The organism is Streptomyces mangrovisoli, from assembly GCF_000974985.2.
Taxonomy (GTDB): Bacteria; Actinomycetota; Actinomycetes; order Streptomycetales; family Streptomycetaceae; genus Streptomyces; species Streptomyces mangrovisoli.
On sequence record NZ_LAVA02000004.1, the window covers coordinates 45,966 to 65,231 of the forward strand.

General features: G+C 73.9%; 19 protein-coding genes. 5 read left to right on the forward strand and 14 right to left on the reverse strand.

Annotation, left to right across the window (positions count from 1 at the left end; translation table 11 throughout):
- Positions 1 to 60: 60 nt before the first annotated feature.
- The 8 genes from WN71_RS02500 to WN71_RS02535 form a co-directional block, all read right to left on the reverse strand.
- Complete coding sequence (locus WN71_RS02500; RefSeq protein WP_046586859.1) at positions 61 to 1,035, reverse strand: N-acetylglucosamine kinase; 975 nt, start codon at positions 1,033 to 1,035, stop codon at positions 61 to 63.
- On the reverse strand, positions 1,026 to 2,291 hold the full coding sequence (locus WN71_RS02505; RefSeq protein ID WP_046586857.1) for a 6-phospho-beta-glucosidase: 1,266 nt from the start codon (positions 2,289 to 2,291) through the stop codon (positions 1,026 to 1,028). The genes WN71_RS02500 and WN71_RS02505 overlap by 10 nt, the downstream gene beginning before the upstream one ends.
- 25 nt (positions 2,292 to 2,316) lie before the next feature.
- A complete protein-coding gene (locus WN71_RS02510; RefSeq protein ID WP_046586856.1) occupies positions 2,317 to 3,210 on the reverse strand; it encodes a carbohydrate ABC transporter permease in 894 nt (297 codons plus the stop codon).
- Positions 3,211 to 3,213: 3 nt separating this feature from the next.
- Positions 3,214 to 4,155 carry a carbohydrate ABC transporter permease gene (locus tag WN71_RS02515; protein WP_046586855.1) on the reverse strand — a complete coding sequence of 314 codons (942 nt, stop codon included), beginning with the start codon at positions 4,153 to 4,155 and terminating at the stop codon, positions 3,214 to 3,216.
- A 2-nt stretch (positions 4,156 to 4,157) separates the two neighbouring features.
- Entirely contained in the window at positions 4,158 to 5,501 is a 1,344-nt protein-coding gene (locus WN71_RS02520; protein WP_046586853.1) for an ABC transporter substrate-binding protein, read from the reverse strand.
- Positions 5,502 to 5,633: 132 nt separating this feature from the next.
- Complete coding sequence (locus WN71_RS02525; RefSeq protein ID WP_046587006.1) at positions 5,634 to 6,845, reverse strand: ROK family transcriptional regulator; 1,212 nt, start codon at positions 6,843 to 6,845, stop codon at positions 5,634 to 5,636.
- 333 nt (positions 6,846 to 7,178) lie between these two features.
- On the reverse strand, positions 7,179 to 7,802 hold the full coding sequence (locus WN71_RS02530; protein WP_046586851.1) for a Uma2 family endonuclease: 624 nt from the start codon (positions 7,800 to 7,802) through the stop codon (positions 7,179 to 7,181).
- Between the two features lie 172 nt (positions 7,803 to 7,974).
- The gene (locus tag WN71_RS02535; RefSeq protein WP_046586848.1) at positions 7,975 to 9,087 is read right to left on the reverse strand and encodes a mechanosensitive ion channel family protein; all 1,113 of its coding nucleotides are present in this window, start codon (positions 9,085 to 9,087) and stop codon (positions 7,975 to 7,977) included.
- A 314-nt stretch (positions 9,088 to 9,401) separates the two neighbouring features.
- Between WN71_RS02535 and WN71_RS02540 the strand changes: the two genes are divergently transcribed.
- Positions 9,402 to 9,938 (forward strand): HNH endonuclease, encoded by a 537-nt coding sequence (locus WN71_RS02540; protein ID WP_046586845.1) that lies wholly within the window; start codon positions 9,402 to 9,404, stop codon positions 9,936 to 9,938.
- 27 nt (positions 9,939 to 9,965) lie between these two features.
- Here the strand turns inward: WN71_RS02540 and WN71_RS02545 are convergent, their stop codons facing one another.
- From WN71_RS02545 to WN71_RS02565, 5 genes are read right to left on the reverse strand one after another with little or no spacing between them, the layout of a single operon-like run.
- A complete protein-coding gene (locus tag WN71_RS02545) occupies positions 9,966 to 10,559 on the reverse strand; it encodes a hypothetical protein (protein WP_052743071.1) in 594 nt (197 codons plus the stop codon).
- Positions 10,556 to 11,923 (reverse strand): hypothetical protein, encoded by a 1,368-nt coding sequence (locus tag WN71_RS02550; protein ID WP_240529540.1) that lies wholly within the window; start codon positions 11,921 to 11,923, stop codon positions 10,556 to 10,558. Before WN71_RS02550 ends, WN71_RS02545 begins: the two co-directional genes overlap by 4 nt.
- A complete protein-coding gene (locus WN71_RS02555; RefSeq protein ID WP_240529541.1) occupies positions 11,920 to 12,699 on the reverse strand; it encodes an ABC transporter ATP-binding protein in 780 nt (259 codons plus the stop codon). Before WN71_RS02555 ends, WN71_RS02550 begins: the two co-directional genes overlap by 4 nt.
- A complete protein-coding gene (locus tag WN71_RS02560; protein ID WP_046586843.1) occupies positions 12,696 to 13,793 on the reverse strand; it encodes a zf-HC2 domain-containing protein in 1,098 nt (365 codons plus the stop codon). The genes WN71_RS02555 and WN71_RS02560 overlap by 4 nt, the downstream gene beginning before the upstream one ends.
- A complete protein-coding gene (locus WN71_RS02565; RefSeq protein WP_046586841.1) occupies positions 13,790 to 14,392 on the reverse strand; it encodes an RNA polymerase sigma factor in 603 nt (200 codons plus the stop codon). The genes WN71_RS02560 and WN71_RS02565 overlap by 4 nt, the downstream gene beginning before the upstream one ends.
- Before the next feature lie 194 nt (positions 14,393 to 14,586).
- Between WN71_RS02565 and WN71_RS02570 the strand changes: the two genes are divergently transcribed.
- From WN71_RS02570 to WN71_RS02580, 3 genes are all read left to right on the forward strand, one after another.
- Positions 14,587 to 14,805 carry a hypothetical protein gene (locus WN71_RS02570; RefSeq protein WP_046586839.1) on the forward strand — a complete coding sequence of 73 codons (219 nt, stop codon included), beginning with the start codon at positions 14,587 to 14,589 and terminating at the stop codon, positions 14,803 to 14,805.
- A complete protein-coding gene (gene malQ, locus WN71_RS02575) occupies positions 14,806 to 17,112 on the forward strand; it encodes a 4-alpha-glucanotransferase (RefSeq protein ID WP_240529542.1) in 2,307 nt (768 codons plus the stop codon).
- Between the two features lie 76 nt (positions 17,113 to 17,188).
- Complete coding sequence (locus WN71_RS02580) at positions 17,189 to 17,467, forward strand: hypothetical protein (RefSeq protein ID WP_046586837.1); 279 nt, start codon at positions 17,189 to 17,191, stop codon at positions 17,465 to 17,467.
- 154 nt (positions 17,468 to 17,621) lie between these two features.
- Here WN71_RS02580 and WN71_RS02585 read toward each other — a convergent pair whose 3' ends face one another.
- Entirely contained in the window at positions 17,622 to 18,128 is a 507-nt protein-coding gene (locus tag WN71_RS02585) for a MarR family winged helix-turn-helix transcriptional regulator (protein WP_046586835.1), read from the reverse strand.
- Positions 18,129 to 18,237: 109 nt separating this feature from the next.
- Here WN71_RS02585 and WN71_RS02590 point away from each other — a divergent pair, with 109 nt between their 5' ends.
- Complete coding sequence (locus tag WN71_RS02590) at positions 18,238 to 19,236, forward strand: EamA family transporter (RefSeq protein WP_079177602.1); 999 nt, start codon at positions 18,238 to 18,240, stop codon at positions 19,234 to 19,236.
- Positions 19,237 to 19,266: the final 30 nt, after the last annotated feature.

Below are 19,266 nucleotides of genomic sequence, written 5' to 3' on the forward strand. Positions count from 1 at the left end.
GGGGGAATCAGTTCGGTTCCCTGGTGTTCGAGGGGCCGGGGAGCCGCGGGGCGGCGGGCGTCACGACGGCTCGAAGCGCGCCCGCACCCGTGCGTGGACCTCCGCCGCGGCGCCCACCCGGTCCAGGCCCAGCAGGGCCGCGCCCAGCACCGGGCTCGCCGTCACCACGCGCGCCACGGCCTTCGGCGCGCGCTCCGCGAGCAACACGCCTATACGGTCGGTCAGTTGAGGGTGCCGGGCCGCCAGTACGCCGCCGCCGAGCAGCACCGGCGCCTCCTCGTCGAGCAGTTCGAGCCGGGTCAGCGCGACCACCGCCATCACCACCACCTCGTCGGCCAGCCGGTCCACGACCGCCCGCGCCACCGGGTCGCCGGCCGCCGCGGTCGCGAACAGTACCGGGGTCAGCTCGTACCGCCGCTCGGGCGCGAGGTGTTCGAGGTGCAGCGCCTCGATGAGTGCGTCCATCGAGGCGAGCCCGAAGTGGGCGGGCAGCGTGCGGGCCAGTTCGGTCGGCTCGCCGCGGCCGTCGTGCGCGCGGGCGGCGTGCCACAGTGCCTCCTCCGCCAGGCCCCAGCCGCCGCCCCAGTCACCGGAGATGCGGCCGAGCGCCGGGAAGCGCGCGGTCCGCCCGTCGGGGCGCATCCCGACGCAGTTGATGCCCGCGCCGCACACCACGGCCACCCCGCGCGGCTCGGCGACCCCCGCGCGCAGGATCGCGAAGGTGTCGTTGCGGACGTCCACGCTCGCGGCCCATCCGCGCGCGTGCAGCGCGGCCGCGAGCTGTTCCTCCTCCACCGGCAGGTCGGCGTTGGCCAGGCACGCCGAGACATGCTCGACGCCGCTCACGCCCGCGCCGTCGAAGGCGCGGGCCACCGCCTCGGCGAGGGTGTCGACGGCGGCGGTCACGCCCACGGCGGGCGGGCGGAACCCGCCGCCGCGGGCGGTGGCGAGGATCCGGCCGTCGGCGGCCACGACCGCCACGTCGGTCTTGCTGTTGCCCGCGTCGACGGCGAGGACGCTTGCGGTCAGGCCCACGCGAGGTGCTCCCGGTTGTGCGCGATCAGCTGGTCGGTGAGGGTCTCGGCGTACGCGTACTGGCCGACGAGGGGATGGGCGAGCAGCGCCCGGAACACCCGCTCCCGGCCGCCGCGCAGCGCCGCGTCGAGCGCCAGGTCCTCGTAGGCGGTCACGTTGGCCATCAGGCCCGCGTACAGCGGGTCGACGGCGGGCACGGACAGCGGGGCGGGGCCCTTGGCGCCGACCGCCGCCTGCACCTCGATCACCGCGTCGGCGGGCAGGAACGGCAGGGTGCCCCGGTTGAGCGTGTTGACCACCTGGTAGGTGCTGCCGCCCCCGCCGAGCAGGGACGCGGCGAGGTCGACCGCGGCCTCCGAGTAGAAGGCGCCGCCGCGCCGGGCCAGCAGCTCCGGCTTCTCGTCGAGCGCCGGGTCGGCGTACATCCGGAGCAGTTCGCGTTCCATCTCCGCCACTTCGGCGGCCCGGGAGGGCTTGCCACGCAGCTCCTCGACGACCTCGTCGTGGGCGTAGTAGTAGCGCAGGTAGTACGACGGGACGACGCCGAGCCGGTCGAGCAGCGGGCGCGGCAGCCGCAGGTCGCCGGCGATCGAATCGCCGTGCGCCGCCAGCAGTTTGGGCAGGACGTCCTCGCCCTCCGGGCCGCCGAGCCGCACGCCCGTCTCCCAGGTGAGGTGGTTGAGCCCGACGTGGTCGAGGTGGATGTCGGCGGGGGCGACGCCGAGCAGCGCGGCGAACCGGCGCTGGAAGCCGATCGCCACGTTGCACAGGCCGACCGCCTTGTGTCCCGCCTGGAGCAGGGCGCGGGTGACGATGCCGACCGGGTTGGTGAAGTCGATGATCCAGGCGTCCGGGTTGGCGCGGCGGACGCGTTCGGCGATGTCGAGGACGACCGGGACCGTGCGCAGCGCCTTGGCGAGACCGCCGGCGCCGGTGGTCTCCTGGCCGACGCAGCCGCACTCCAGCGGCCAGGTCTCGTCCTGCTGCCGGGCCGCCTGGCCGCCGACGCGCAGCTGGAGCAGGACCGCGTCGGCGCCCTCGACGCCCGCGTCCAGGTCGGACGTCGTCACGATCCGGCCGCCGTGGCCCTGCCGGGCGAAGATGCGCCGGGCCAGGCCCCCGACCAGTTCGAGACGGTCGGCCGCCGGGTCGACCAGGACCAGCTCTTCGATGGCGAGGGTGTCCCTCAACCGGGCGAAGCCGTCGACGAGTTCGGGGGTGTAGGTCGACCCTCCGCCGACCACGGTGAGTTTCATCGGAGTCCTTTCGTGGACACGCGGTTCAGCCCTTCACGCCGGTGAGCGTGACGCCCTCGACGAACGCCCGCTGGGCGAAGAAGAACACGAGGATCACGGGGGCCATGACCAGCACGGTGGCGGCCATGGTGAGGTTCCAGTCGGTGTGGTGGGCGCCCTTGAAGGACTCCAGGCCGTAACTCAGTGTCCACGCACCGGGGTTCTCCGAGGCATAGATCTGCGGGCCGAAGTAGTCGTTCCAGGCGTAGAAGAACTGGAACAGGGCCACGGCGGCGATGCCGGGCCGGGCCATCGGCAGCACCACCCGCAGCAGGGTGCGCAGTTCGCCGCAGCCGTCCACCTTGGCCGCGTCGACGTACTCGTTGGGGATCGTGAGCAGGAACTGCCGCAGCAGGAAGATGGAGAAGGCGTCGCCGAACGCCATCGGGATGATCAGCGGCCACAGCGTGCCCGACAGGTCCAGCTGCTTCGCCCAGAACAGGTACATCGGGATGATGACCACCTGCGGCGGCAGCATCATCATCGAGATGACCAGCATCAGCGACAGATTCCGGCCCCGGAAGCGGAACTTGGCGAGGGCGTAGGCGACCGGGATCGACGACACGACGGTGAGGACGGTGCCGGCGCCGGCGTACAGCAGCGTGTTCTTCCACCAGGTGAGGAAGCCCGGGGTGTCGAAGACCTTGCGGTAGTTGCCCCACTCCCACGTGTGCGGGATCAGGTCCCGGCTGAGTGCCTGGCTGTCGCTCATCAGCGAGGTCAGCACTACGAACACGAACGGGAGCGTGAAGAACAGGGCGGCCGCGACGCCGAGCGAGTGCACGGCGATCCACTCCAGCGCGGCCCTGCGGCGGGCGGTGCGCCGGGCCTGGGAGACCGGGGCGCGGAGCTGGACGGGCTGGTCCAGTACTTGGGTCATCGGTCAGTCACCTGCCAGGTTGAGGCCGCCCCGGCGCCGCATCAGGAACGCGGTGAACACCATGGACAGGGCGAACAGGACGAGTGCCACCACGCAGGCGGAGCCGTAGTCGAAGCGCTGGAAGCCGAGGTTGTAGACGAGCTGGGGCAGGGTGAGCGTGGACTTGTCCGGGTAGCCGGGCTCGAACTGGGTGCCCGCGCCCTGGATGACGCCCGAGGCGACCTTCCCCGCGATCAGCGGCTGGGTGTAGTACTGCATGGCCTGGATCACGCCGGTGACCACCGAGAACATCACGATGGGGGAGATGTTCGGCAGGGTGACGAAGCGGAACCGCTGCCAGGCCGACGCGCCGTCCAGCTCGGCCGCCTCGTACTGCTCCCTCGGCACGTCCAGCAGCGCGGCCATGAAGATGACCATCAGGTCGCCGACGCCCCACAGCGCGAGCAGGGTCAGGGCCGGCTTGGACCAGGACGGGTCGTTGAACCAGCCCGGCGCGTCGATCCCGATCTTCTCCAGGAGCGAGTTGACCGGCCCCGTACCGGGGTTGAGCAGGAAGGCGAAGGCCATCGTCGCGGCCACCGGGGGCGCCAGGTAGGGCAGGTAGAACAGGGTGCGGAAGACGCCCGTACCGGTCTTGATCTTGGTGATCAGCAGGCCCACGCCGAGCCCGAAGACGACCCTGAGCGAGACCGTCACCACGACCAGCCACAGGGTGTTGCGCAGCGCGGGCCAGAACAGCGGGTAGTGCTCGAAGACGTAGGCCCAGTTCTGCGTGCCGCTCCACGTCGGCGCCTTGAAGCCGTCGTAGTGCATGAACGAGAAGTAGACCGTCGAGATCAGCGGGTACGCGAAGAAGACCGCGAAGCCGATCAGCCAGGGCGACATGAACGCGAGGGTGCGAAGCGCCGCCCTGCGGCGCTTCGACGCGTAGGTGACCGTGCTCATCGCTACTTGGCCTGCGCGATGTCCGTGTCGATCTGCTTCGCCGTGCTCGCGAGGCCCGACTGGAGGTCCTTGGCCTTGCCGCTCTCGTAGTCGTACCCGAACTGCTGGAGGGTGACCAGGTACTGGCCGCCGTTGATGGAGGCGGGCGTGGTGGTCGACTCCGGGTTCGCGGCGATGTCCAGGAACGTCTTGAAGCGCGGGTCGTACTTCAGCTTCGGCGACTTCAGGGCGGCGAGCGTGGAGGGCACGTTGTGGATGCCGTTGGAGAAGTTCACCACCGCGTCGGTGTCGGTGGTGATGTACTTGACGAACTCCCAGGCGGCGTTCTGCTTGTGGCTGGTGGCGGCGATCCCGGTGATGGTGCCGGTGATGTAGCCCTTGCCGTACTGGTCGGCCTGGTCGTCGGGGACGGGCAGCGGGGCCACGCCGATGTCGAACTTCGGCTTGGCGTCCAGGGCCATGCCGAGCCGCCACTCGCCGTCCAGCTGCATCGCCACCTGGCCGGTGTGGAAGGGGTGCTTGGCGCCCCACTCGTCGCCGAGGGTGGCCCGGTACTTCTCCAGCTTCGCGAAGCCGCCGAGGTCGTCGACGAGCTTCTTCTGGAGCGTGAACCCGGCCTTGAAGGCGGGGTCCTTGGCGACCTCGGACTTCCCGCTGGAGTCGAAGTACGTCGGGGAGAACTGCGCGAAGTAGTGCTCGGTGGTGGTCTCCCAGCCGTGGTAGTCCGGCATGAAGCCGAGCTGCTGGTAGGAGTCGCCCTTGGTGATCGTCAGTTTCTTGGCGTCGGCCTCGAACTCCGACCAGGTCTTCGGCGGGCTCTTGATGCCGGCCTTCGCGAACGCCGTCTTGTTGTAGTAGAGGCCGTACGCGTCGCCCAGCAGCGGCGCCGTGCAGCGGTCGCCGTCGTACTGGGTGTACTCGTTCATGGCCTTCGGGAACGTCGTCTCCGGGTCGATGCCCGACTTCTTGAAGAAGGGGTTGAGGTCGATCAGCGCGCCCGACGAACAGAACTTGCCGACGTTGTTGGTGGTGAACGACGAGATGACGTCGGGGGCCTTGTCGCCGCCGGTGCGCAGCGCCTGGTTGATCTTGTCGTCGGTCATGTTGCCGACCACGTTGACGTGGATGTTGGGGTGCGCCTTCTCGAAGGAGGCGACCAGCGCCTTGACGGCCGCGACCTCGCTCGGCGCGCTCCAGGCGTGCCAGAAGTTGATGGTCGTGTCCTTCGAGGCGTCGTCGTTCGCGCCGGAGCCGGACTGACCGGTGCAGGCGGTGGTCAGCAGGGCCACGGAGGCGGCGAGGACGAGGGCCGCCCTGCGGGCCGTACGGGATGTGGGCTGGGGCATGACTGGATCTCCCTGGGACGGGGCGAGACGATGAAGGGGAGAGCAAAAAGACATAAACCGGTACAGAACATCCGGTTCGGGCCGTGCGGAACGTGGTGCCCGGGGTGACGGCCGGGCGGGCGGGGGGAGCGGTCAGCGTGAGGTGTCGAAGACCTCGTCGCGGGTGGTCGCGAGCGCGCTCTCCAACGCGCCGCGCAGAACGGGGTGTTCGGTCACGTCGCCGAGGACGAGCCGGGGCCTGGACGCGGCCAGCTCCTCCAGCTCGGCCTGGACCAGGGCGCGCAGCACCTCGCCGCCGGAGGCGAGGGCGGCGCCGCTGAGGACGACGAGTTCGGGGTCGAGGACGGAGACCAGCGAGGCCAGACCGGTGGCCAGCCGGGTCGCGTAGGTCTGGAGCAACTCCCGCCAGGGGCCGCTCACATGGTCGGCCGCCGTGGCCACGAGATCCGCGGCGACCTCGGGGTAGGGCCCGGCGGGCACCTCGCCGACGCCGAGTTCGCGGGCGAGCGCGGGCAGCGCCTGGGAACCGGCGAGTTCCTGGTAGCCGCCGCTGTTGGCGCGGGTCACCTGGCGCACCAGCGGGGCGCCCGGCACCGGCAGGAAGCCGACCTCGCCGGCGCCGCCGGTCCAGCCGCGGTGCAGCCGGCCGCCGAGCACCAGGGCGGCGCCGAGGCCCTCCTGGTTCCACAGCAGCACGAAGTCGCCGTGGCCGCGGGCGGCGCCGAGGCGTTGCTCGGCGATCGCGACGAGGTTGACGTCGTTCTCGTACTCGACCGGCATGGGCAGGGCCGCGGCCAGTTCGTCGAGCAGGGCGGGGGAGTGCCAGCCCGGCAGGTGGGAGGCGTAGCGCAGGCGGCCGGTGGTGGGGTCGAAGGCGCCGGGGGTGGCGACGACGAGCCGGCGCACGTCGTCCCGGGCCAGCCCGGCCGCCTTCACGGCGCCGTCGAGGGCGTCCGTGACCTGGCGGACCACGGGGCGGGCGGGGCGCCGGCCGGGGGTCGCCAGCTCGAACTCGCCGACCGTACGGCCGGTGACGTCGGCCACGGCGGCCCGGATACGGACCGGGGTGACGTCGATGCCGGCGGCGTACGCGGCGGCAGGGTTGACGGAGTACAGCTGCGCGCTCGGGCCGGGGCGGCCCTCGCTCGTGCCCGTGGCGAGCACCAGCCCCGCGGCTTCCAGGCGGGCGAGCAGCTGGGAGGCGGTCGGCTTGGACAGGCCGGTGAGCTTGCCGATCCGGGTGCGCGACAGCGGCCCGTGCTCCAGGAGGAGGTCCAGGGCGGCGCGGTCGTTCATGGCGCGCAGGACGCGCGGGGTGCCCGGCGTACCGGCGGATCCTGCCATGGAGGTCGACACCTGCCTTTCCAGCGGCTCAGCTTCCCAGTGACCTGGGACGACTGTCCACCCGGGAGGCCCTGGGGGACGGTGACTGCTGATCACTGTTAGGAAACTTTCCTATTGGGTGGGAAGGAACGTATGCCCAGGACGGAGGGGGCGTCAATAGAGCTGGGGTGGCGGGTGCGGGGTCCCTGGCGGGGCCGGTGCGGGGTCCCTGGTGGGGCCCATGGCGGCCACATGGCCGCCGCGGCTCTGATCAGTGCAGGTCAGAGGGGACGGAGTCGCAGGTACGGCGGCTCACGCGTCGGGGATCCCGGGTGAGGCGGGAGGCTGGCGGCGCTACTCCGCGAGGAACGGGCCGGTGTCGAGCACCGGGTACGGCGTGGGGAGGGGCAGGGGAGATCCGAGGCCGACTTTGACGTCGTTGGCGTAGTACGCCTCGGTGGGCTCTGCGCCCGGCAGGACCGGATCCGTGAAGCAGTGGGCGGTCTTGGAGTGGCGGTCGATGAGGACGTAGACAGGGATTCCCGCAGCGGCGTAGACGCGCAGCTTGGGGCCTGTGTCGGTCTCGTGGTTGGTGGAAGTGACCTCACCGACGAGGGCGAGCATGCCGATGGGGTACCAGCCCTTGTGGGCGTTTCGGTATGCCTCGTCGAGTTCGGAGGGCTTGCGGAGGCGCACGTAGAAGTCGGGTACGACCAGGGCGACGGTGTTGCCGTCCCGGTCGGCGGCGCGGTAGCCGTTGTTGAAGCCGGCAAGGCGGATTCCGGCGGCCCGGAACTGGTAGTACAGCTCCCCGGCGCCGTCGTTGTGGTTGTCGTTCGGCTGCGGCGGCACGATGGCCATCCCCTCGACGTACTCGGGTCGGGTCGGCGCCAGCGACGCCTCCTCGATCGCGATCAGCAGATCGATGGGGTCCTGCTTCGGTTCCACGGCCGGCTCCATGATCGGTTCGGCGCTCATCGCTTCTCCTTGCCACGTCTGACGCCAGGCTAAGCCCGAGTGGGGTGCCCCGGCAGAACGATGGGGCACCCGGTGCCTGTGTGGCGCCGGGTGCCCTGGTGTTCACTCGAACGAGCGTGCTGAAACCGTTCGCCGGTCCCGCGTCAATACCTGGTTCGCAGGGTCCGAGCCCTTACCTGGCCGGCGGAGTCGTCCGCTGCGGTGCGATCGGGGTCGTGGCCGCCGACTGCGGGGAGTCGGCGTTGGCGAAGGCCGACGGGGCCGCGACCGACGCCGCCGGGTCCACGGTCTCCTCCTCCACGGGCGCCGTCGCGCCGCCCACGATCGGGATGTCCGCGACCGTGAACGCCCGCTTGATCCGCCAGCGCAGCTCGCGCTCCACGGCGACCGCCTTGCCCGGCATGGTCCGGGCGGACACGTGCACGACCATCGAGTCCAGCAGCACGCTGTCCAGGCCGAGCACCTCGATCGGGCTCCACAGGAGCTCGTTCCAGGGGTCCTCCTTGCTCATGTGCTCGGCGACCTCGCTCAGCGTCCGCTTGACCTTGTCCAGGTCCTCGGACGCCTTCACGGTCACGTCGACACCGGCCGTCGCCCAGCCCTGGGAGAGGTTCCCGATCCGCTTGACCTCGCCGTTGCGGACGTACCAGATCTCACCGTTGGCGCCGCGCAGCTTCGTGACGCGCAGGCCGACCTCGATCACCTCGCCGGTCGCCACGCCCGCGTCGATCTGATCGCCGACGCCGTACTGGTCCTCCAGGATCATGAAGACACCGGAGAGGAAGTCCGTGACCAGGTTGCGGGCGCCGAAACCGATCGCGACACCCGCGACACCCGCGGACGCGAGCAGCGGCGCCAGGTCGATCTGGAAGGTGGACAGCACCATCAGACCGGCCGTGCCGAGGATCACGAAGCTCGCCACCGACCGCAGCACCGAGCCGATCGCCGCGGCCCGCTGCCGCCGCCGCTCGGCGTTGACCAGCAGACCGCCGAGCGCCGTGCCGTCCATCGTCTCGACGGTCCGGTTCATCCGGTCGATCAGCTTGGTGATCGCCCGCCGTACGGCCTCTCTCAGCACCACCGCGATCACCACGATCAGCAGGATGCGAAGGCCGATCGCCAGCCAGGTGGACCAGTTCTGCTCCACCCAGCTCGCGGCGTTGGTCGCGCTCTCCTGGGCGTCCTGGAGCGAGGGCACGGTCGTCGTCGTACCCGAGGGCGACGGCGACGGCGACGATCCGGCGGCCGACAGGACGGCGGACAAGGACACGGCAGGTACCTCCATGTGCAACGGACCCGTGTACGACGGATCCACACCCGGTGAAGAGGACAAGGTGGCCCAGGTCACGAAAGGATCACCGGACGGGCGGATTCACCACACTAACGGGGCAGCGCCCGTGCCCCCGACCGCCCGGCGCAGGAGAGACGGGGCTCACGAGCGCTTGAACAGGGCGTGCTCCGGGGGATGAATCAGATGTGGTCGAAAACACTCTCAGCCCGTTACCGGGACATGGTGGCGCTTCCACCAGGCATGAGGGGAGACTGACTGCACATCGTCCCGGCGCGAGCCACGCGCCGCCGGCGTACAAGGAGGCATCCGTGCCGCATGTCCTGGTCCTCAATGCGTCGTACGAGCCACTCGGCGTCGTACCGCTCCGCCGCGCGCTCGTCCTCGTCCTGGAGAACAAGGCAGTCGCCTTGGAGGAATCCGGCGCCTTCATGCACAGCGCAACCGTCACAGTCCCCGCACCCAGCGTGGTCCGGCTCAAGCGATTCGTCCGGGTTCCCTACCGTGGGCCCGTTCCTCTCACCCGGCGGGCGCTGTTCGCCCGCGACGGGGGCCGGTGCATGTACTGCGGTGGCGTCGCAACCAGCGTCGACCACGTCATCCCGCGCAGCCGCGGGGGCAAGCACGTCTGGGACAACGTGGTGGCGTCCTGCCGCCGCTGCAACCACGTGAAGGCCGACCGACACCTCTTCGAGATCGGCTGGCGGCTGCGCCACAAACCCGCTCCGCCCACCGGTCTGGCCTGGCGCATCATCGGCACCGGCCATAGGGATCCGCGCTGGCTGCCGTACTTGCAGCCGTACGGCGCGGACGACGCCCTGGCCCGGATCGACGGCATCTCCGCCTGACGGTCCGGGCCTTCGCACACCCTGCGGCTAACCGCCGCGGGGCCCTTCGGGGCGCGCTCCGCGGACGACGTGGAGCGCGCCGCCGGCCGCGAACAGGGCGAGCGCGACCGACCAGCCGCCGGGACCGGCCGGCCAGGCCCGCAGCGCGCCCGCGTCCCCGCCCGAGGCCACCCCCGCCACACCGGCCACGACCACCGCGGGCAGCCAGCAGACCCGCGCCCCCAGCAAGGCGGCCGCGGCCGCCGTGACACCCGTACAGGCCAGCGCGAGCACCACCGCGAGGGCGGGCGTGGGCAGCGCGACGGCCGCCGCGCACGCCGCCGACCCGGTCAGGCCCAGCAGATGCGCCAGCCGCCACCGCCACCACCGCCGTGCCGCGGTGCCGTCCAGTTCGGCACACTCCGCGTGCAGGCTCGCGCCGATCACCGACGCGGCGCCCAGCGCCCACAGCACCACGACGAACAGCACGCGGTCCGGTTCGGCGCGGACCCCGGGCAGCCGCGCCGCCCCCGCGGCGAGCACCGCGGTCACGCCCGCCGCGGCCAGCGCGTGGGGCAGCGCGCGCGACCGGGCGTACAACAGCGCGCCGGAGGAAGTCGGCCCCGGCAGGACGGCGGTCACAGCGACGGCACCTCCCCCGGGTCGCAGCCGCGGGCCGTGGCGAAGTACGCCGACAGCCACTGCCGCCGCTCCGTCGCGCCCATCGCGGCGAGGCGCGCCCGCGCCGCCCGCCGCGAGGCCAGCGCGGCCCGGTCGTCGGCGTCCCCGCGCGCCGCCGCCCGGTCGAAGGACGCCTCCGCCGGATTCGGCGCCAGATAGTGCTGTACGGCGTCGTCGACCGCGCTCACCCGCGGATCCGTCCGCGCGCAGTCCTGGCGGCCGGTCAGCGCCGCCCCGGCCTCGAAGGCGTACTGCCGCGGATCGGTCAGCCGGCCGCGCACGACCGTACGGCCGACCGGCGTGAGCATCGGCAGCTCGACCTCGTCCCGCCGGGGCCGGCCCGGCCGGTCCTCGAACCGCACCGGCAGCCCGCGTACGCCCGCCAGCCGGTCCGTCACCCCCGACAGCGCCCGCACGACCTGCGGCAGCAGCCCCGCGTACCGGGCGTCGACGCAGATCCGCGGAGTGGTAGAGGTGTCGCACACCTGCCGGTGGGCGAGCGGCCGCTCGTGCCACAGCCTGTCCCCGGCCTGCACCAGCAGCACCCCCGCGACCGCCGCCGCGGCGAGCGGCGCGAAGGCCAGGACGCGGCGGCGGACCGTGCAGGCCAGCACCGCGGTCAGCGCGAGAGAGCCCGTCCACACCGACATCGCCACCGGCTGCCACCACAGCGGCACCGTCCCGTACGCCCCGTCCGCGGACGGCGCCAGCCGGCCCAGGGCGCCCGGGTCCTGATAGGCGACGGCGGCCGACGCGGCGTAGGCGGCCAGTCCCGCCAGCGGCGCCACCGGCCACCACGCCACCCGCCGGCCCAGCACCTGGCCGGTCAGCGCCGCGGCCGCGATCAGCACCGCGTCGGCGGGCAGCGAGGCGGGATACGGACGGTCGCCCTGGGCGTACGGCCAGGTCGCCAGCAGCGCCGCCACCGCCGCCACCAGGTATCCGGCGACCGCCCACAGCGCGACCGGCAGGCCCGACACCAGGAACCGCGCGAGCGGCGGGCGGACCGCGGTGCGCAGCAGCTCCCCGGTGCCGCGACGGCGTTCCCGGCCGCCCTGCCGGCAGCCCGCGGCGACCGCGAGGGGCGCGCCGAGCAGACAGGCGGCCGCGTGCAGCCGCCGCCCGGTCTCCGCCCAGTCCCCCTGCCACCGGTCCAGGCCCGTCCCCATCCCCACGGCCACGGCCACCAGCACGGCGGCCCCGGCCCACGGCCCGAGACCGCGCAGCCCCTCGGCCCGCACCGGATGTCCGGCGGGTCCGCCCGCCCGCGGCGCACGCGGCTTCGTGCCCGACTTCGGGTGCGGCGGATCGGTCAAGGTGGTCATCGCACGGCCTCCCGTCCGGCGGCGGGCGCGGCCCGGTGCGCGCGCAGCGCCGCCGCGTAGCCCCGTTCCACGGGGTTCTCGCCCGGGGCGTCCGGGTCCGCGCCGAGGGCGGCGAGGCCGCCGGGGGTGCCGTGGTGGGCGACCCGGCCCGCGTCGAGGAGGGTGACCTCGGTGCAGGCCGCCGCCACGTCCTCGACCAGGTGGGTCGACACGATCACCGTGGCGTGGGCGCCCAGTTCGCGCAGCAGGCCGCGGAACTCCACCCGCTGCTCCGGGTCGAGACCGGCCGTCGGCTCGTCGAGCAGCAGGAGATCCGGCTCGTTGACGATGGCCTGCGCGAGGCCGACGCGGCGCACCATCCCGCCGGACAGGGTGCCGATCCGCGCGTCGATCCGGTCGGCGAGGCCCACCCGGGCCACGGCCCGCTCGACGGCGGCCGGGGTGCGGGCCGCGGGCAGCTCCTTCAGCCAGGCGACGTACGCCACGAAGTCCCGCACGGTGAACCGCGGGTAGTGGCCGAACTCCTGCGGCAGATAGCCGAGCCGGCGCCGTACCGCGACCCGCCCCCGGTGTCCGGCGACATCCTCGCCGAGGATCTCCACCCGCCCCGCGGCAGGCTCCGCGACCGTCGCCAGGACCCGGATCAGCGAGGTCTTGCCCGCCCCGTTCGGCCCCAGCAGCCCGTGCACACCGGTGCCCAGCGCGAGGTCGACGCCGTCGAGGGCGACGGCCTTGCGGTGCCGGACCGTCAGTCCGGTCAGTCGGATCGTCGTCACTTCCGCTCCAGGTGGTCGTAGGCGGTACGGCGGGCTGCCAGCAGCGCGGCGCACGCCGCCGCCGCCGCGGCCCAGGCGCCCTGCGCGGGCGCGCCGTCCAGGCAGCGCGCGAGCTGCCCGGCCAGCCGGGTGGTGAGCGAACCGCCGGGCGCGGCCGCTACCGGCGCGAGGACGGCGGCCAGCCAGCCGCCGCCGGTCAGCGCGGTCGCCGTCCGGCAGCCGACATAGCCGGCCAGGGCCAGCGCGGCCAGCGTCAGCGCCAGCCCCGGCAGCAGCCACGCGGCGGCGCCCGGCGCGCCGGAGGCCGGCAGCAGCAGGCCCGCGCCGGTCAGCAGCGGCAGGCTCACCGCGAGCACCGCCGCGGTCCGGGCGAGCAGCGAGCGCAGCCCCCCGGACGGGGTGGCCGCGGCGATCTCGTACAGGGGGTCGGCGTGCGGCCCGTAGGACAGGGCGACCCCGGCCACCGGCACGAGCGGGGCGAGGGCCAGCAACAGGGTGCGGGCCCCCGCGAAGCCGTCCGCGCGGTCCAGGGCGACGGCCCCGACGCCCACCAGCAGCAAGGCGGTCAGCCAGGCGCCGCGCAGCGCGGGGTGCCCGGGGCGGAGCAGCCGGAGGGGCCTCAGCAGCGGCCTCGGCAGCGGCTTCAGCAGCCGGTTCAGTTGCGGCAGCAGTCGCGGCGGGCGGGGAGCCGGGGTGCGACCGGGCGCGGGAGCCGTTGTCGTGGCCGGGACTCGATCGGCCACGGGAGGTGTCGTCGTGGCCTGGACTCGATCGGCCAAGGGCGCGGTAGCCGCGGCCTGGACTCGATCGGCCAAGGGCGCCGTAGCCGCGGCCGGGACTCGATCAGCCGCGGGAGCCGTAGTCGTGGCCCGGGCCGTTCCGGCGATCGCCGTGAGCAGCGACTGCCGGACGTCCGTCAGCGCCCGGCCGGCCGCCGCCGTCGCGGTCACCGCCGAGGACACGCGCGTCGCGCAGCCCCCGCAGTGCTCCAGGTGCTTCTCCACGGACCAGGCGGCGTGGTCCGGCAGCGAGCCGTCGGCGTACCGCGCCGCGGCGGCCGCCGAGACGTGCCAGACGTGGGCGTTGTCGGTCATGCCGGTCCTCCCACCGGGGACGGGTTCAACTGGGCCAGCGCCGCGCGCAGTTCGGCGCGGGCGCGCAGGGCGCGGGACTTGACCGTGCCCTCGGGTATGCCGAGCAGCCGGGCCGCCTCGCGGGTGGTCAGCCCGTCGACGACGGTCGCGCGCAGCACCTCGCGCAGCTCCGGGGAGATGCGCGCGAGCGCCGTACCCACGTCGCCGTACTCGAGACCGGCGAGCACCCGCTCCTCGGCCGACGGGGCGGCGGACGGTCCGTACGCCGACAGCGGTCCGTCCGGCGGCGCGGTCCGCGCCCGCTCGGCCCGTTCCGTCGAGCGGCGCGCGTCGACCAGGCGCCGTGCCGCGATGGTCCACAGCCAGCCGCCGGCCTCCCCGCCACGGTGCCGGGACGCCGAGCGCCAGACCGTCATGAACGTGTCCTGGAGCACCTCGCGCACGATCTCGGCATCGGCGCAGCGCCGGGTGAGCCGGGCGTGCAGCCACCCCGCGTGCCGGTCGTACAGCTCGGCGAGCGCCGCCGCGTCCCCGTCCGCGACGGACCGCAGCAGCGCCGCGTCCCGGTCCGGATCGTCCTTCTCCCGGTGGCCCCCCATGGGGCGGAACAGTCTCACACCCCCTCTATCGATCACGGTGGCCCGGGTGGTTCGCGATCTTGGACGCGGGGAAACGGAATGGGGCAACGGGATGTGACCGGTAGCACGTTGTTCGTCTGTGTATGTCTGCCCCCGCGTCCGCTGGGTAGGGCTGCGGTGATCCGCCGGACGCCGTACTCGACCAAGGAGGCCCTGTGGCCGCACACCTTCCGATCCCGGCCCCCTCGAAACCCCGGGCGGAGGAATCCGCCGAACCCCTGACCAGTGAGCCGGCGCCGATCGAGTTCGCGCCGCTGACCAGTGAGCCGCCGCTCGCCGAGCTCACGCCGCTGACCAGCGAGCCGCCGCTCGCCGACTCCGCGGCGCCGGCGGCCGGCGCGCCCCTGGCCGACGTGATCCCGCCGGGGGCGTAGATGAGTGCACTCCGGCCGGACGACGTGCCGGGCGAGGAGCCCCCGCGGCTCGGCGAGGAGCCCGCGCTGCCAGGAGAGGTGCCCGCGCCGCTCGCGGCGGCCGTGCCGGGCGAGGAGCCCGTACGGCTCGGTGAGGAGCCCGTACGGCTCGTCGAGGTGCCGGGTGAGGAGCCCGCGCGGCTCGACGGCGAGCTGGCGCGGCTCGCCGGGCTGCACGGCGTCGCCACCTCCTACAGCCCCTCCCCGGGGCGCACCGTCGCGGCCTCGGCCCGTGCGGTCACCGCCGCGCTCGCCGCGCTCGGCGTGGACGCCGCGACCCCGGACACCGTGCGCGCCGCCCTCGCCGCCCGCGAGCGGGAAGTCGCCGTACGCCTGCTGCCGCCGACCGTCGTCGCCCACCGGGGCGCCCCGCCCGCCGCGCTCGACGCGCTGCCCGGCGGCACCCGGCTCACGATCGAGCCCGAGCAGGGCGGCGCCCTGGAGGCGGCCGTGGACGCCTCGGGCGACGCCGTCCGCGAGGCGTTCGGCGTGCTCGCGCCCGGCGTGCACCGGATCACCGCCACCGCGCCGGACGGCCGCACCGGCACCGCCCATCTCGTCGTCGCCCCCACCCGGCTGCCCACACCCGAGGGACGCGCGTACGGCCTGCTCGTGCAGGTGTACTCGCTGCTGTCCACGCGCTCCTGGGGCATGGGCGACCTCGGCGACCTCGCCGAGCTGGCCGGCTGGGCCGCGCGCACCCTCGGCGCCGGATTCGTGCAGGTCAACCCGTTGCACGCGGCCGTACCCGGACCGCCCACCGATCCCTCCCCGTACCGGCCCTCCTCGCGCCGCTTCCCCGACCCCGTGCACCTGCGCGTCGAGGACGTGCCCGAGTACGCCTACGTCGAGGACACCGAGGCCCTGCGCTCGCTGCGGGAGCGGGCCGAGCGGCTGCGCGCCACCGTGCTCGACAAGGGCGCCCTCATCGACCGGGACGCCGTCTGGGAGCTCAAGCGCGAGGCCCTGGAACTCGTCGCCGCGGTCCCGCTCGGGCCCGGCCGGCGCGCCGCCTACGCCGACTTCCTCGCCCGGGAGGGCCAGGCCCTGGAGGACCACGCCACCTGGTACGCCCTCGCCGAGGTGCACGGCCCCGACTGGAGCCGCTGGCCCGACGCCCTGCGCGACCCCCGGTCCGCCGGGACCGCCCGCGCCCGCGCCGAACTCGCCGACCGCGTCGACTTCCACTGCCTGCTCGCCTGGCTCACCGACGCCCAGCTCACCGAGGCGCAGTCCGCCGCCCGCGCCGCCGGGATGCCGATCGGCGTCGTGCACGACCTCGCCGTCGGCGTGCACCCGGGCGGCGCCGACGCCTGGGCGCAGCAGGACCACTTCGCGGCCGGCATGTCCGTCGGCGCCCCGCCCGACGCCTTCAACGCCCGCGGCCAGGACTGGGGCCTGCCACCCTGGCGCCCCGACCGCCTCGCCGCGTCCGGGTACGCGCCCTACCGCCGCCTGCTGCGCGCCCTGTTCCGCTACGCCGGCGCCCTGCGCATCGACCACGTCATGGGCCTGTTCCGGCTCTGGTGGGTCCCCCAGGGGCAGCCCCCCACCGAGGGCACCTACGTCCGCTACGACGCCGAGGCCATGCTCGCCGTCCTCGCCCTGGAGGCATCCCGGGCCGGCGCGGTCGTCATCGGCGAGGACCTCGGCACGGTCGAGCCCGGCGTGCGCGAGGCGCTCCAGGAGCGGGGCGTGCTCGGCACCTCCGTGCTCTGGTTCGAACGCGACTGGGACGGCGACGGACGCCCGCTGCCCCCGGCGGGCTGGCGGGCGGACTGCCTGGCCACCGCCACCACCCACGACCTCCCGCCCACCGCGGCCCGCCTGACCGGGGACCACGTCGAACTGCGCGACCGGCTGGGCCTGCTGACCCGCCCGCTCGCCGAGGAGCGGGCCGAGGCCGCCGCCGACACCGGCGAGTGGCTGGCCCTGCTCACCCGGCTGGGCCTGCTCCCGGGCACCTCCGGCGGGCACTCCGCCGCCGCCGAGGAGGCCGAGATCCAGGCCGTGCACCGCTTCCTGCTGCGCACCCCGGCCCGCATGGTCGGCGTGTGGCTGCCCGACGCCGTCGGCGACCGCCGCCCGCAGAACCTGCCCGGCACCTGGGACCAGTACCCGAACTGGCGCCTGCCCGTCGCCGACCCGGAGGGCCGCCCACTGACCCTGGAGGAGATCGCCTCCTCGCCCCGCGCCCACGCGCTCTTCGAGGCCGTACGGGAGGGAATGGCGGAGGCGGCGAAGCGGGAGGAGGCGACGGAGGGCTGACGGCGTGCGAGGCCCCGGGGTGCCCGTACGGCACCCCGGGCGCGCGGCCGGTTCGGGCGTTCGCTACTTTTGCACCGTGGACAAGAAGAACGCCCTGCGCGTCGGCGCCCTGGCAGCCGGTACGACGCTGATGATGCTGCTCATGTCGTCCCCCGCGCTCGCGCTCACCCGCGACGACGGCGACGACCCCGGTTCCGGCCTCAGCGTGATCGAGACGCTCGGCCTCTACGTGTTCCTCCCGCTCGTCATCTTCGGGGTCATCACCGGCCTGGTGATGGTCCTGGACAAGTCCAAGATCCGGGTGGAGAAGCCCGGCGCGGTCAAGACCAAGGCGAAGGCCGGCGCCAACGCCTGACCGCACCCGACGTCGCGCCGAGGGCGCCGTACCGCCGCATCCGCGGTGGGACGGCGCCCTTCGCGCGTCGGCGCCCCCGCCTCACGGGCTGGGCGCCGTGAGGTAGCGCTGCACGGTGGGTCCGAGCCACGCCACGACCTGCGCGCGGCGCGGCTCAGGAACGGGGCTCGGTGCCGGCCAGGAGGGTGCGCAGGAGGCCGGAGAGCCGGGTCGCCTCGTCGCCGGTGAGGGCGGACAGGGCGTCCGTCTGCTCCGCGAGGCCCGCGCCGACCGCCTCGTCGATCAACCGCAGGCCGTCCTCCGTGAGGGTGACGCGCAGGCCCCGGCGGTCGTGCGGGTCGGGGGAGCGGCGCAGCAGCCCGGCCCGCTCCAGCTTGTCCAGGCGGCCGGTCATCCCGCCGGTGGTGAGCATGAGCGTGGCCGACAGCCGGCGCGGCGAGAGGGTGTAGGGCTCGCCCGAGCGGCGCAGGGTGGCCAGCACGTCGAACTCGCCGCGCCCGATGCCGTAGCGGGCGTACGCCTTCTCCATCCGGTCGCTCATCGCGCGCGAGAGCCGGAAGATCCGGCCGAAGACCTCCATCGCGGCGGTGTCGAGATCGGGCCGTACCTCGGCCCACTGGCCGATGATCGCGTCGACGGGGTCCGGGGGCTGTGCGCTCATGCGGCGAGTATCCGCCGGTGATCGGTCGGCCGCAAGCAAGTGGCTTGACGGTAAGTAGCTTAGAGCTAAGCTAATTATCGTCAAGCTACTTGCTCCCGGAGGGTTCGCCATGACCACCGACACCCACCGCACCGCACCCACCACGCCCACCGCGACCGGCGAGTCCAGCGCTCCCACCGCACCCACCGCGTCCGGCGTGTCCCTGGCGCTCGTCGCCGTCACCGCGCTCGCCCCGGTGTCCTGGGGCACCACCTACGCCGTCACCACCGCGTTCCTGCCGCCCGACCGCCCCCTGTTCACCGGGCTCGTGCGCGCCCTGCCCGCCGGACTGCTGCTGCTCGCGCTCACCCGGGTGCGGCCCCGGGGCGTCTGGTGGGCGAAGGCGGCGGTGCTCGGCGCGCTCAACATCGGCGCGTTCTTCCCGCTGCTGTTCCTCGCCGCGTACCGGCTCCCCGGCGGGATGGCCGCGGTCGTCGGTTCGGTGGGGCCGCTGTTCGTGGTGGGCCTCTCGGCGCTGCTGCTCGGGCAGCGGCCCACTCTGCGCACGCTGCTCGCGGCCGTGGCCGCCGCGTGCGGAGTGAGCCTGGTCGTGCTGCGGGCGGCGGGCGCGCCCGACGCCCTGGGCGTGCTCGCCGCGCTGGCGTCCGCCGCCTCCATGTCGGCGGGGACGGTGCTCACCAAGAAGTGGGGCCGCCCCGAGGGAGTGTCGCCGCTCGCGCTCACCGGCTGGCAGCTGACCGCCGGCGGCCTGCTGATCGCGCCCGTCGCCCTGCTGGTCGAGGGCGCCCCGCCCGCGCTGGACGGGCGGGCCGTCGCCGGGTATCTCTACCTCGCGCTGGCCAACACCTCGGTGGGCTACTGGCTGTGGTTCCGCGGGGTCGGCCGTCTCACCGCCACCCAGGTGACGCTCCTCGGCCCGCTCTCCCCGCTGACCGCGGCCGTCACCGGCTGGGTGGCGTTCGGCCAGGCGCTCGGCCCGGTGCAGCTGGTGGGCATGGCGGTGGCGCTGGGCGCGACGATCGCCGGCCAGGCGGGCCCCGCGAATCCCCGCCCTGGATACACGCGAGGGCGCCCGGTGCGGAACCGGACGCCCTCGTGCGGCAGTTGAACCGCAACTACGACCACAGCCACTGCGAAA